Source organism: Isoptericola sp. NPDC060185 (assembly GCF_042728595.1).
GTDB lineage: Bacteria > Actinomycetota > Actinomycetes > Actinomycetales > Cellulomonadaceae > Isoptericola.
Map to the genome: position 1 here is coordinate 18,183 of NZ_JBHWYY010000048.1, position 12,146 is coordinate 30,328.

The 12,146-nt window shown below is 74.4% G+C and carries 13 protein-coding genes; 5 read left to right on the forward strand and 8 right to left on the reverse strand.

Annotated elements, in window-relative coordinates; all coding sequences use genetic code 11:
- Positions 1 to 30: 30 nt before the first annotated feature.
- Positions 31 to 1,863 (reverse strand): DUF349 domain-containing protein, encoded by a 1,833-nt coding sequence (locus ACFWDO_RS14870; RefSeq protein ID WP_380320034.1) that lies wholly within the window; start codon positions 1,861 to 1,863, stop codon positions 31 to 33.
- Positions 1,860 to 2,645, reverse strand: coding sequence for a peptidylprolyl isomerase (locus tag ACFWDO_RS14875; RefSeq protein WP_380320069.1), 786 nt, complete (start codon positions 2,643 to 2,645; stop codon positions 1,860 to 1,862). Before ACFWDO_RS14875 ends, ACFWDO_RS14870 begins: the two co-directional genes overlap by 4 nt.
- Before the next feature lie 139 nt (positions 2,646 to 2,784).
- Between ACFWDO_RS14875 and ACFWDO_RS14880 the strand changes: the two genes are divergently transcribed.
- Positions 2,785 to 3,489 carry an MBL fold metallo-hydrolase gene (locus ACFWDO_RS14880; RefSeq protein ID WP_380320037.1) on the forward strand — a complete coding sequence of 235 codons (705 nt, stop codon included), beginning with the start codon at positions 2,785 to 2,787 and terminating at the stop codon, positions 3,487 to 3,489.
- Positions 3,490 to 3,585: 96 nt separating this feature from the next.
- Entirely contained in the window at positions 3,586 to 5,004 is a 1,419-nt protein-coding gene (gene hisS, locus ACFWDO_RS14885; RefSeq protein WP_380320039.1) for a histidine--tRNA ligase, read from the forward strand.
- A gap of 31 nt (positions 5,005 to 5,035) precedes the next feature.
- Here the strand turns inward: hisS and ACFWDO_RS14890 are convergent, their stop codons facing one another.
- Positions 5,036 to 5,419, reverse strand: a complete 384-nt coding sequence (locus ACFWDO_RS14890) for a VOC family protein (protein WP_380320042.1) — start codon at positions 5,417 to 5,419, stop codon at positions 5,036 to 5,038.
- A gap of 192 nt (positions 5,420 to 5,611) precedes the next feature.
- Between ACFWDO_RS14890 and ACFWDO_RS14895 the strand changes: the two genes are divergently transcribed.
- The 3 genes from ACFWDO_RS14895 to ACFWDO_RS14905 all read left to right on the forward strand — a co-directional run bounded on the left by ACFWDO_RS14895 (position 5,612) and on the right by ACFWDO_RS14905 (position 8,892).
- Positions 5,612 to 6,190 (forward strand): hypothetical protein, encoded by a 579-nt coding sequence (locus tag ACFWDO_RS14895; RefSeq protein WP_380320045.1) that lies wholly within the window; start codon positions 5,612 to 5,614, stop codon positions 6,188 to 6,190.
- A gap of 152 nt (positions 6,191 to 6,342) precedes the next feature.
- Complete coding sequence (locus ACFWDO_RS14900) at positions 6,343 to 6,654, forward strand: hypothetical protein (protein WP_380347009.1); 312 nt, start codon at positions 6,343 to 6,345, stop codon at positions 6,652 to 6,654.
- Positions 6,655 to 6,735: 81 nt separating this feature from the next.
- A complete protein-coding gene (locus ACFWDO_RS14905) occupies positions 6,736 to 8,892 on the forward strand; it encodes an intein-containing Rv2578c family radical SAM protein (protein WP_380320051.1) in 2,157 nt (718 codons plus the stop codon).
- A gap of 64 nt (positions 8,893 to 8,956) precedes the next feature.
- On the opposite strand, the gene ACFWDO_RS14910 is transcribed toward ACFWDO_RS14905, so the two are convergent.
- The 5 genes from ACFWDO_RS14910 to ACFWDO_RS14930 form a co-directional block, all read right to left on the reverse strand.
- On the reverse strand, positions 8,957 to 9,268 hold the full coding sequence (locus tag ACFWDO_RS14910; RefSeq protein WP_380320054.1) for a DUF1330 domain-containing protein: 312 nt from the start codon (positions 9,266 to 9,268) through the stop codon (positions 8,957 to 8,959).
- Complete coding sequence (locus tag ACFWDO_RS14915; RefSeq protein ID WP_380320057.1) at positions 9,265 to 9,741, reverse strand: PPOX class F420-dependent oxidoreductase; 477 nt, start codon at positions 9,739 to 9,741, stop codon at positions 9,265 to 9,267. The genes ACFWDO_RS14910 and ACFWDO_RS14915 overlap by 4 nt, the downstream gene beginning before the upstream one ends.
- Positions 9,742 to 9,798: 57 nt before the next feature.
- The gene (locus ACFWDO_RS14920) at positions 9,799 to 10,977 is read right to left on the reverse strand and encodes an SseB family protein (protein ID WP_380320060.1); all 1,179 of its coding nucleotides are present in this window, start codon (positions 10,975 to 10,977) and stop codon (positions 9,799 to 9,801) included.
- A 40-nt stretch (positions 10,978 to 11,017) separates the two neighbouring features.
- Positions 11,018 to 11,410: a hypothetical protein gene (locus ACFWDO_RS14925; RefSeq protein WP_380320063.1), complete on the reverse strand. Its 393-nt coding sequence runs from the start codon at positions 11,408 to 11,410 to the stop codon at positions 11,018 to 11,020.
- Positions 11,411 to 11,432: 22 nt separating this feature from the next.
- Positions 11,433 to 12,146: polymorphic toxin-type HINT domain-containing protein (locus ACFWDO_RS14930; protein WP_380320066.1), on the reverse strand; the 714-nt coding region annotated here is incomplete at its 5' end.

The window sequence follows — 12,146 nt, forward strand, 5'->3', positions numbered from 1 at the left end:
TGGACGGCCGCTCGCGCGAGGCGCGCAGCGTCAGCCGCGGGTTTCCTCGGCGGCGCGCACCACCTGCTCCAGCCACGCGCGGCGGGCGGCGAGGGCGGTCTCGGCCTCCTCGACCCGGCGGGCGTCGCCGGACTCCCGGGCCGCGGCGAGGTCGCGCTCGAGGCCCTCGATGGCCGCCTCGAGCTGAGCCGCCGCGCCCTCGGCCCGCGCGCGGGTCTCGGGGTTGGTGCGGTCCCAGCGGGCCTGCTCCGCGGTGCGGACGGCCGTCTCGACCGCGCGCATGCGCCCCTCGACGCGCTGCACGTCGCCGCGGGGCACCTTGCCGGCGTCCTCCCACCGCTCCTGCAGGTCGCGCAGCGCGGCCTTCGCAGCGGCGAGGTCCGTCACCGGCAGCAGGGCCTCCGCCTCGACGAGCAGCGCCTCCTTGACCACGAGGTTCTGGCCGTACTCGGCGTCGATCGCGGCGTTCTCCGCGTCCCGCGCCCCGAAGAAGGCGTCCTGCGCGGCCCGGAACCTGGCCCACAGTGCGTCGTCGTCCTTGCGGCTGGCTCGGCCGGCGGCCTTCCAGCGCGCCATGAGGTCGCGGTAGGCCGCGGCGGTGGCGCCCCAGTCGGTGTGGTCCTTGAGGGCCTCCGCCTCGGCGACGAGCTTCTCCTTCTCGGCCTTGGCGGCGCTGTTGCGCTGCTCCAGGTCCGCGAAGAAGTGCCGGCGCTCACGGTCGAACGCGGTGCGGGCGTGGCTGAACCGCTTCCAGAGGGCCTCCTCCGTCGGGCGGTCGATGCGCGGCCCGTTGCGCTGCGCGTCCTTCCACTGGTCGAGCAGGCCGCGCAGCTCCTCGCCCGCCGGGCGCCACTGCATCTTGGCGGGGTCGGTGCCGGCGATCTTCTCGGCGGACTCGACGATCGCCGTGCGGGCCGCGACGGCCTCCGCCTTGGCGGCGGCGCGCTCCTGCTCGAGCGCCGCACGACGCTCCCCCGCACGGGCCCCGAGGCCCTCGACGCGGGCTCGCAGGGCGTCCAGGTCGCCGACGGCGGCCGGCTCGCCGGTCTCCTCGGCGAGCTTCGTGAGGGTCTGGTCGATCTCGCGCACGGACAGGTCGGCGCTGTCGAGACGCGTCTCGAACAGGGCGACCTTGGCGTCGAGGTCGAGGTAGCGGCGCACGTAGAGGCTCATCGCCTCCGAGGCGTCGACGCCCGGGAACTGGCCGACCTGGCGCTCGCCCGCGGCCTCCCGCACGTACACGGTGCCGTCCTCGTCCACCCGGCCGAACGCCTCGGCGGCGGCGGCCTGGGCGGCGTCGTGGGCGGGCGGCGCGACCGGCGTCACCGGGGTGGCGGCCTCGGCCGGCGGGATGTCCGCCGGCGTCGGCGCGGCCGGACGGCGCACGGCCGAAGGCTTGGGCGCGCCCGGGCGGGGCTTCGGCACCGCCGACGGCTTGGGCGCCGCGGGCTTCGTCGGGGCCGGGGCAGGCGTCGGGGTCGGCTCGACCTGAGCAGCCTCGACCTGAGCAGCCTCGACCGGTGCGGCCTCGGGCTCGGGGGCGGACTCAGCTGCCTGGGGCTCGGCGGCCGCCTCGGGCTGATCGGCGGTCTCGGCGGGCTCCGAGGTCTCGGCCGCAGGGGAGTCCGTGGCGGCGGCCTCGGCTGCCGGCTCCGACGTCGCCTCGGTCGCCTCGGGCGTGGCGTCCGTCTCCGTGGCCTCGGGCTCCGTGGTCACGGCGGCCTCGGCGGCGGGCTGCTCGTCGTCGGCCGGGGCAGGCGGGGTCGCCTGGTCCGGGGTCGTCTGCGATGGAGTCTCGGCCGTCTCCTCGGTGCCGGCCGGGGTCTCCTCGGGGCCGGTCGAGCCGGGGGTGCTCTCGCTCACTGGGTCTCCACTCCTTCGATGATGACGGGGGTCTGGGGGGCGCCGTCGCCGGCCCCACCCTCGACGCCCTCGTCAGCGACTGCCTGGACGGCGTCCAGGCCGGACGTGACGGTGCCGAGCACCGTGTACCCGCCCGCGGCGTCGGACGGGATGGTCGAATCCTGGTACACGATGAAGAACTGCGAGCCCATCGACTCGCCGTTGCCGCCCTGGCGGGCCATCGCGATGGTCCCCGCGGGGTACACGTCGTCCTTCGGGGCGTTCTCGATCGGGCCGTACGAGTAACCCGGGCCACCGGTGCCGGTGCCCGTGGGGTCGCCGCACTGCAGCACGTAGATGCCGGAGGTGGTGAGGCGGTGGCACGGGGTGTCGTCGTAGTACCCCTGCGTCGCGAGCGACACGAAGCTCGCGACCGCCTGCGGGGCGGCGGCGCCGTCCAGCTCCACGACGACCGGCGACTCGGTGCCTCCCGCGCACAGGTCGATCGTCGCGGTCCAGGTGCGGTCCTCAGCGGCCGACGGGTCGGGCAGGTCGCCGCCGGAGCGGGCCTCGGTCGAGGCGGCGGGGCAGTCCCCGGCGGCCTGCGGCGTCGGGGAGGTGGCGGGGTTCGCGGCGCCGCCGAGGTTCGCGATCACGAAGCCGCCGCCCACCAGGGCGAGCACGGCCACGATCGCCACGATCGCGAACATCCGCTGCCGGCGGGCACGCGCCTGCGCCTGCCGCTGCTCCCACTTCTCCTGCCGCTTGCGGGCGTAGTCACGCTCGCGCTTGGTGGCCGCCACCGTCGGGGGCACCTCCTCGGTCGTCCCGTCTCGCACGGGAACTTCCGCGCGCGGAGGACAGTCTAGAGGTCGGGACGCAGGTCACACCCGCAGGGACGACCGCCCCGCCGCACGGAGCGCGGACGCTAGCGTGGGCGGCGTGCAGATCCTCCTCGTCGTCGCCCCCGTGTTCGCCACCAACTGCTGCGTCGTGGTCGCCGGCACCGACGGGCGGGACGCGGACTGCGTGGTCGTCGACGCCGGCGCCGGGACCGCGCCGGGGATCGAGCGCCTGGTCGCCGAGCGGGGCCTGACGCCCCGAGCCGTCCTCGCCACGCACGGGCACGTGGACCACACCTGGGACGCGGCCGCGCTGTGCGAGCGGTACGACGTGCCGCTGCGCCTGCACGCCGCCGACGCCTACCGGCTCGACGACCCGTTCGGCACGCTCGGGTCGACGACCGGTGCTGACGTCGCCGACCGGGGCGTCAGCAGCGCCCTCGCCCAGGCGCTCGCGGCGTCGGGGCACCGACCGGAGGACTACCGCGCCCCGGCGGTCGTCGAGCCGTTCGACGACGCCGACGGCGAGCTCGTCGCGGGTGAGGTCCGGCTGCAGGCGCTGCACGCCCCCGGGCACACGGAGGGTTCCACCCTCTACGTCGCGGGCGACGTCGTCCTCGCCGGCGACGTCCTGTTCGCGGGCGGCGTGGGCCGCACCGACCTGCCGGGCGGGGACCCGGCGACGATGGCCCGCACGCTGCGCGACGTCGTCGGCCGGCTCGACCCCGCCCTCGACGTCGTGCCCGGGCACGGCCCGACCACGACCGTGGGCCGCGAGCTCGCCACCAACCCGTACCTGCGCTGACGCGCCCCGCCACGGGCGCGGACGGCGCGCGGACGGGGCGCGGACGGCGCGCGGACGGGGGCGCCGGACGGCCCCGCAGTCTGGGAAGATGTGCGCATGGCACGCCCCACCCCGCTCTCCGGCTTCCCCGAATGGCTCCCCGACGGTCGCGTCGTGGAGCAGCACGTGCTCGACACGCTGCGGCGCACCTTCGAGCTGCACGGGTTCGCCGGCATCGAGACGCGGGCCGTGGAGCCTCTCGACCAGCTGCTGCGCAAGGGCGAGACCTCCAAGGAGGTCTACGTGCTGCGGAGGCTTCAGGAGGAGGTCGAGGCCGGCACGTCCGTGGACCGCGCCGAGAACAAGAACGAGAAGCAGCTCGGCCTGCACTTCGACCTCACCGTCCCGTTCGCGCGCTACGTGCTGGAGAACGCCGGCCGCCTCGCCTTCCCCTTCAAGCGCTATCAGATCCAGAAGGTCTGGCGCGGGGAGCGCCCCCAGGACGGCCGCTTCCGCGAGTTCGTCCAGGCCGACATCGACGTCGTCGGCGCGGGCGAGCTCCCGTACCACTACGAGGTCGAGCTGCCGCTGGTGATGGCCGAGGCGCTCGGCGCGCTGCGCGACGTCGGCGTGCCCGAGGTCCGCATCCTCGTGAACAACCGCAAGGTCGCCGAGGGCTTCTACCGAGGCCTCGGCCTCGAGGACGTCGAGGGCGTCCTGCGCCAGGTCGACAAGCTTGACAAGGTCGGGCCCGACGCCGTCGCCGAGCTCCTGCAGGCCGAGCAGGGCGCCACGCCCGAGCAGGCCAAGGCCTGCCTCGAGCTCGCCGCCATCTCCGGCGAGGACGTCGGCGTCGTGGAGCGCGTGCGGGCGCTCGCGGCGTCCTACGACGCCGGCACGGAGCTGCTGGAGACCGGGCTCGGTGAGCTCGCTGCCCTCATCGAGGCCGCGGCGCGCCGGGCGCCCGGGGTCGTGGTGGCGGACCTCAAGATCGCCCGGGGGCTCGACTACTACACGGGGTCCGTGTACGAGACGGTGCTCGTGGGCCACGAGCAGCTCGGCTCGATCTGCTCCGGCGGCCGGTACGACACCCTCGCCTCCGACGGCAAGAACACCTACCCGGGCGTCGGGCTGTCGATCGGGGTCTCGCGCCTCGTCTCGCGGCTCCTGTCCGCGGGCCTCGTCGCCGCGACGCGCGGCGTTCCCACGGCGGTCCTCGTCGCGGTGAGCGACGAGGAGCACCGGGCGCAGTCCGACGCCGTCGCCACCGCGCTGCGGGCGCGCGGCGTCCCGGCCGACGTCGCGCCCACCGCGGCGAAGTTCGGCAAGCAGATCAAGGTCGCCGACCGCCGCGGCATCCCCTTCGTCTGGTTCCCCACCGGCCCGGGCGTCGAGGGGGAGCCGGTGGCCGACGCGCTCGCCGGCCAGGTCAAGGACATCCGCACGGGCGAGCAGGTGGACGCGCACGCGGCGTCCTGGGCCCCGCCGGCCGAGGACCTGCACCCGCGCGTGGTGCCGGCCGCCGCCCAGGCCTGAACGGGGCCCGGATCCCGGGCCCGCCGGGTCGTCACGCCTCGATGAGCGCGACGACGTTGCGCGCGGGGTCGCGGAACCACGTGATCGTCGGGCCCTGGCGCGGGTCGTCGCTGCGGACCACGCCGTCCGCGTCCTGCGCGAAGCCGGGGTAGCGCACCAGCTCGACCCCGGCGTCGTGCAGGTCGGTCGCCGCGGCGGCGACGTCGGGCACGACGAGGTTGAGGACCGTGTGGCTGGCGGGCTCGTGCGCGTCGCCCTTGGGGTAGACGAACACCGGGGTGCCGCCGGTGACGTCGAGCTCCAGCCCCATCGGCGTGCGTCGCGCCGCGAGCCGCAGGGTGTCGCGGTAGAAGGCCTCGGCGGCGTCGAGGTCGTCGACGGAGAAGCTGCTGAACGCGCGCTGCACGGTGAACACGGGTGACTCCCTCGGGTCGGTGACGGCCCGACGGTCCGGGCCCTGGGTGGTGGACCCCGCGCGCCGCGGGAACTGATCGGGGGACTCCCCGCGGGGGTTGTCCCCCCGGCACCCTGAGGCGCCCCTGAGAATCACCCTGAACTTGGGCCTGACCTGGCCGGACGGCGCGTCGGAGCCGCTACGGTGGCGCCCGTGAGCATCTACGTCGTCCTGTCCCGCAGCAGCACCGTCCTGTCCCGGACGATCCGTCTGGCGACGCGCGACGAGTACACCCACGCGGCCCTGGCCCTCGACGCCGACCTCGAGCTGATGTTCAGCTTCGGGCGCCGCCGCGCGGGCAACCCGTTCGTGGGGTGCTTCAAGCGCGAGCGGCTCGACGACGACCTGTACCGCGACATGCCGGTGCTGCCCGGCGTCGTGCTCGAGGTGCCGGTGACCGCCGCCCAGCGCGAGGCCGTCTGCGGGCAGGTCGCCGAGTTCCTCCTCGACAGCCACACCTACACGTACAACGCCCCGGGCCTCGTGAGCGGACTGTTCGGCCGCGGCTCCGAGGACGACCGGCGGTTCTTCTGCTCGGAGTTCGTCTACCAGGTGCTGCACGGCGCCGGCGTGGCGGACCTCGGCCTGCCGCGCTGGAAGGTCCGCCCGCAGACGCTGCTCCAGGTGCCGGGCGAGGTCGCCTTCCGCGGCGACCTCAAGCGGTACGTCGCCCAGCGCGGCCCGGCGCCCGCCGCGGCCTCGCTCGCGTTCCGCTGGCCCGTGCCCGCCTGACCGTGCCCGCCTGACCGCGCGCTCCAGCGCGCGCCCAGGGTGGCGTGGGACCGTGGAGCGATGCCGCACCGAGTCTTCCTTCACGTGGGCGCGCCCAAGTCCCGCGGGCGAAGCGGGGCGGCGACCTGTCGCCGCTGGTGGACGGGCTCGTGGTGACCCACGCGCTCGCCCCCCGGAGCTCCGCGGCGATCACCGTGGGACCCGACGACCTGCCCTGGGTGACCGAGCGCAGCGCCGCCTGGGTCGCGTGGCTGCGGGAGCGTGGCGTCGCCGTGCACGGCGACCTGGACGACCTGCTCCCCGGGGAGCCCCCGGACGACTGGACGGACCCGGACGCGCCGCGGCCCCGGCAGGTCGCCGCGGCGGCCCTCGACGTCGTGGAGGTGCTCCTCGCCGAGGTGCACGACCGGCCGGCGCCCCTGCGCGAGCGGCTGCGCCGCGCGGTCTCCCGCGCCCGCGGCTGAGCGACCGTCCGGTCCCGGTGCTGGGCCCAGGGCTGGACACGGGGCTGGACACGCGCGTCGAACACGTGTTCGAATGATGCGGTGCGATGGGACGGGCAGGCGATCGAGGCGGACGACGGCGCGCTGCCGGGGCTGGAGCGGTCCCGGCTGGGGCGGCTCGGACTCGTGCGCAGCGTGCGGACGCCGGAGTTCGCCGACGTCACGTTCCACGAGGTGATGGCCAAGAGCGCGCTCACCAAGGTGCCCGCCGCGTCGCGCATGCCCTTCGGCTGGACGGTCAACCCCTACCGCGGCTGCAGTCATGCCTGCCGCTACTGCACCAGCCCCGACACGCTCGTCCTGATGGCCGACGGCCGCCAGCAGCCGATTCGCGACGTCCGGGTGGGCGACAAGGTCGTGGGCACCGTCAGCGTCGGCGCATCTCGACGCTATGCCGAGACGTCGGTCGCTGCCGCGTGGCGCGTGGTCAAGAGGGCGTACCGCGTGACGTTGGCCGACGGGACGGAGATCGTCGCGAGCGGTGACCATCGCTTCCTCACGAGGGAGCGCGGGTGGAAGCACGTCGCGCGGCCGGAGCGGGGCACGCCGCAGCGCCCCTACCTGACGACGAAGAACGCCCTGATGGGGTTCGGCCTGGGCATGCCGACGACCGCGCGGTCCGAGCCGGGCGAGTCTCGTGAGTACCGTCTCGGCTACCTCACCGGCATGATTCGCGGTGACGGGATGCTCCTCGACAAGGCCTACCGGTCGGACGACGGACGAACCCGGCGCGTGACGCACTTCCGGCTCGCGCTGACCGACGCGGAGGCTCTGAACCGCTCGGCCGAGTACCTCGTACTCGAAGGGATCGCGCTCAAGCGGCGTCCTTTCAGTCCGGCGACCCCGACGAGGCGTGCCATGGACTGCATCCACTCAGGCCGTCGTGCGGACCACGAGGCGATCCACCGCATCATCAGGTGGCCCGAAGCGCCCGTCGACGAATGGAAGCGCGGGTTCCTCGCAGGGATCTTCGACGCCGAGGGGTCGTGCTCGCGAGGCGTCCTGCGCATCGCCAACGGCGACGAGGAGATCCTCGCTCGGACGAGCGCCTACCTGGACGACCTCGGTGTGCCGAACGTCCGGGAGCGAGCGCGTGCGAACGGCGTCGCCACCGTACGGGTCACCGGAGGTCTCGCGGCCCGGCGTCGCTTCTTCCACGCCGTCGGCCCCGCGATCACACGGAAGCTGACCATCCTCGGCGACGCGGTCAAGACCACCAGCGACCTCAGGGTGGTGAGCGTCGAGGACCTCGGCGTCGAGCAGGAGATGGTCGACATCACCACCGGGACCGGAGACTTCATCGCCAACGGCGTCATCTCGCACAACTGCTTCGCCCGCCCCACGCACGAGTACCTCGACCTGGACGCCGGCCGGGACTTCGACTCCCAGGTGGTCGTGAAGATGAACGTCGACGCCGTGCTGCGCACGGAGCTGGAGCGGCCGTCGTGGCGGCGGGAGCCGGTGGCGCTCGGCACCAACACCGACCCCTACCAGCGGGCGGAGGGGCGCTACCGCCTCATGCCGGGGATCATCGGGGCGCTCGCGGACTCGGGCACGCCGTTCTCCATCCTCACCAAGGGCACGCTGCTGCGGCGCGACCTGCCCCTGATCGCCGACGCGGCGCGGCGGGTGGAGGTGGGGCTCGGCGTGTCCCTCGCCTTCGCGGACGAGGAGCTGCAGCAGGCGGTCGAGCCCGGCACGCCCACGCCGCGGGCCCGTCTCGACCTGATCCGGGCGGTGCGGGCCGCGGGGCTGCCCTGCGGCGTCATGGTGGCGCCCGTGCTGCCGTGGCTCACCGACTCCCGCGACCACCTGCGGCGGCTGCTCGACGCGGTGGCGGACGCCGGCGCGACGGGCGTCACCGTGGTGCCGCTGCACCTCAAGCCGGGCACCCGCGAGTGGTACCTGCAGTGGCTCGAGCGCGACCACCCGCGCGTCGTGGCGGGCTACGGCCGGGTGTTCTCCCGCGGCACCTACGCCCTGGAGGCGTACCGGCAGTGGCTGTGGGACCGGGTGGAGCCGCTGCTGGTCGAGCGGGGGTTCGGTTCCTCCGGGCACCGCGCGCGGTCGGGCGCCACCGGCCGGTTCCCCCACGAGCTGCGCCCGCACGACGAGGGCGACTATCCCGCTGGCTCCATCGTCGAGCACCGGACGGCTCCGGCAGGGCGAGCCTCGGAGCCGGAGGAGCTCCTGTTCTGATCCGACGTCCCGTGTGGCCGCCCCGTGCTGTCGTCCCGGGCGGCGTCGTCCGACCTGGGCGCCGTCAGGCGACCGGTGCCACCTGCAGGATCTGCGTCCGCGCGATCGCCCGGTCGCGGACGTCGAGCTGCGCCGTCCGCTCGGGGTCGGCCATGTACGCCGCGAGGGCCTCCTCGTCCGGCATCTCGATGACCTGCACCTCGGTGGGGTCCTCCCCGCTCGCGCCGGCGAGGGTGCGGACCCGCGAGACGACGCGGCCGCCGTGCCGGGGGACCAGCGCGAGCACCTCCGACTCGTAGGAGGTCAGGAGGTCGGCCTCGCCCGGGGCGGCCCACAGCAGCACGGCCAGCGTGACCGGGCGTGCGTCGGCGCTCACGACGCGCCGTCGACGAGCCGCGCGGGGAAGCCTCCGGTCGCGACCGGCCCCCACCGCTCGATCGTGATCCGCACGACGCTCTTGCCCTGGCGCAGCATCGCCTCGCGGTACTCGTCCCAGTCGGGGTGCTCCTGGCCGGCGGCGGCGCGGTAGTACTCCACGAGCGGCTCGACGGAGTCCGGGACGTCGATCACCTCGGCCGTGCCGTCCACCTGCACCCACGCGTCGTCGAAGTCGTCCCCGAGCGCGAGGAACGACGCCTGCGGGCGGTGCCGCAGGTTCACCGCCTTGGCGCGGTCGGGGTACGTCGACACGACGACGCGCCCAGCATCGTCGACGCCGAACGTCACGGGGCTGAGCTGCGGCGTGCCGTCGGTGCGGGTGGTGACGAGCACGCCGTGGCGGCGGGCGCGCAGGAGGTCGAGCAGCTCGTCGCGCTCGACGCGGGTGGTGGTGGCGATCCGCGGTGCCATGGGGGCCCTTCGTTCGTGGTGGTGCGCAGCGAGCACGTCGCGCGGGGGAGGGAATGGTCAGGGGAGTGCGGGCGCCGCGCCGGGGGCGGGAACGTCGTCCGCGGCGTCGCCGGGGGCGCTCATGAGCCACTCGGTGGCGAACAGAACCTTGTCGGTGAGCCCCAGCATGGCCTGGCGGATCTCCGCGTGCGGGGTGGAGAAGGCGAGGCGCGCGACGGCCTGGGCACCGGGCGCGGGCGCCCAGTAGTCGACGAGGAGCAGCGGGACGTCCTGGCCGCCGAGCTCGGCCGAGCCCGGGGCCACGCGGACGTGCCGCAGGAACGGCCCGGAGAGGGTGTCGGTGACGGTGAGCTCGTCGTCGGGGCCGAGCCGCGGCTCGAGCCGGTCGTGGATGCGCTGCAGATGTGTGACGCCGCCCGCCTCGGGGCCGAGGTCGTGCCAGTACAGCGTGAGGTTCAACGCGAGGGCCGCGTCCTTGCCGGGCAGGGTCAGGTAGGCCATGGCCTGCCCGCCCGCGGCGGCGGCCTTCGTGGCGACGGCGGTGAGCTGGTCGCGCAGGTCGCGCCGCAGCGCGGCCCCGCGGTCGCCCAGCGCGGCGCCCTGCTGCTTGACGACCGCGCGGATCTGCAGGTCCCGCTGGGCCTCGTCCTCCAGGTCGATGAGCGCCCAGTGGTCGGGCAGGTTCAGCTCGATGCCGATGCCGCGCGACCCGCCGGCCTCCTCCACGCTGGCCATCGCCTGCAGGCCCTCGATGCTGATGCCGGCGCCCGTGCTGTCGGCGAGGCCGGTCGCGTCGGCGTCGTCCCCCGGCCCGAGCGCGGCGGCCAGCTCGGCGACGCCCAGGGTCATGGCGTGCGCGCTACCGGGGTCGACGACGACGCGGTCGAGCGCCGCCCCGTGCCGGCGCAGGAACGGGACCAGGGAGTCGCGGCGCCGGAGGCTGTACGCGCGCCCCGGGTCGTCCGCGAGGAAGGACTCGAGGGCCACCGGCGAGGAGAACAGGCCGAGCATGTAGGGGCGCTCCCCGTCCTCGGGCGCCGGGAAGACGCGCACCTGCGGCGTCTCGTCGTCGCGCGGCAGCACGGGGACGACCACCGGGTCGTCCCGCAGGGCACGGCCGACGGCGACCGGGTCCGCGGCGGCGAGGGCCACGGCGAGGGCGCTGGGGCTCGCGCCGGGCCGACCCGTTCCGTCGGGGGCTCCGGAGGAGGCGGGGGCGTGCGAGGCGTCCGTCATGGTCGATCAGGTCTCCTGGGTCGGGGACGGGGCGTAGACGTCAGCGCCAGCGGACGTCGAACCCGGTCACGTCGTCCCACGCGGTGACGAGGTGCCCGGGGGTGACGGCGTCGGCGACGTCGTGCATGGCGTCGAGGTCCATCTCCCCGAGGAGGGTCCACGAGGTCAGGACGTTGGGGGTCGGGTCGAACGGGCGGCCGGCGTGCTTCTCGTACTTGGCCGCGTACCAGCCGATGAGCTCGGGGGCCGTGTCCACCTCGACGTAGCACTCGCCGCCGTTGTCGAAGTCGAGCCGGAAGTCCAGCGACGTGCCGCTCTCGAACGCCCTGACGTCGCGGACGCTGAACGGCTGCGTGGCCTGGGTGACGTGGGCCGCGTCGACGCACGCGTCGGGGTCGGGCGCGGCCACGAGGGTGACGATCCTGTATGCCATAGCGGTGCAACGATCCTTCCGGTCACATGTTGTCGAGCTCGTCGAGCACGTACGTGATGCTCAGCCCCTGATTGTCGCGGAGCCACTCGTCCTTCATCGTCTGCTTGGGGTCCAGGCCCACCTTGCCCGACTTGGTCTCGACGACGCCGAGGAAGTCGCCGTTCTTGTTCCAGGCCGAGATGTCGTAGATCCGGTCCCCGAACGGCGTCCCGTACGTGTTGATCGCCGCGTCGTCGGCGTCCGTCAGCACCCGCTGCCCGCGCTGCCGCAGGAAGTCGGCCACGTGGTCGCGGTACGCGTCGCCCACGAGCTTGTTCATCCGCACCCCGGTGGGCAGACGGTGCGCGGCGTTGTGGACCAGGACGGGCAGGTCGCCGGCGAGGACGTAGTAGTTGTGGTGGGTCTCGACGTGGAAGTTGTAGACCGTGACCGCGTCGTCCTCGGGCCGGTGCTCGATGTCGATGCGGTCGAGGGTGACGGTGCCGTCGGGGGTGACGAGGATGTCGCCGGGTTGCAGGTCGCGGGCGAGGATCCAGCCCATGTTCCGGACCATGAAGGGGTGTTCGTCGGTGGTGGTGACGACGTGTCCGGCGATGGTCAGGTGGTAGAGGGTGGTGGTGGTGCGGACGAAGGTCTCCATGACGAGCTGCAGCTCGTCGGCCCCGGTGGCGAGGTTGTGGGCGTAGACTTTGTCCCCGGCGCGGATGTCCTCGATCGCGGTCACGTCGCCCGGCCC

Excerpts from the sequence above, each read along its gene's own strand:
- ACFWDO_RS14920 (WP_380320060.1), bottom strand. The coding sequence starts at position 10,977 with ATGACGGACGCCTCGCACGCCCCCGCCTCCTCCGGAGCCCCCGACGGA.
- hisS (WP_380320039.1), top strand. The coding sequence starts at position 3,586 with ATGGCACGCCCCACCCCGCTCTCCGGCTTCCCCGAATGGCTCCCCGAC.
- ACFWDO_RS14925 (WP_380320063.1), bottom strand. The coding sequence starts at position 11,410 with ATGGCATACAGGATCGTCACCCTCGTGGCCGCGCCCGACCCCGACGCG.
- ACFWDO_RS14915 (WP_380320057.1), bottom strand. The coding sequence starts at position 9,741 with ATGGCACCGCGGATCGCCACCACCACCCGCGTCGAGCGCGACGAGCTG.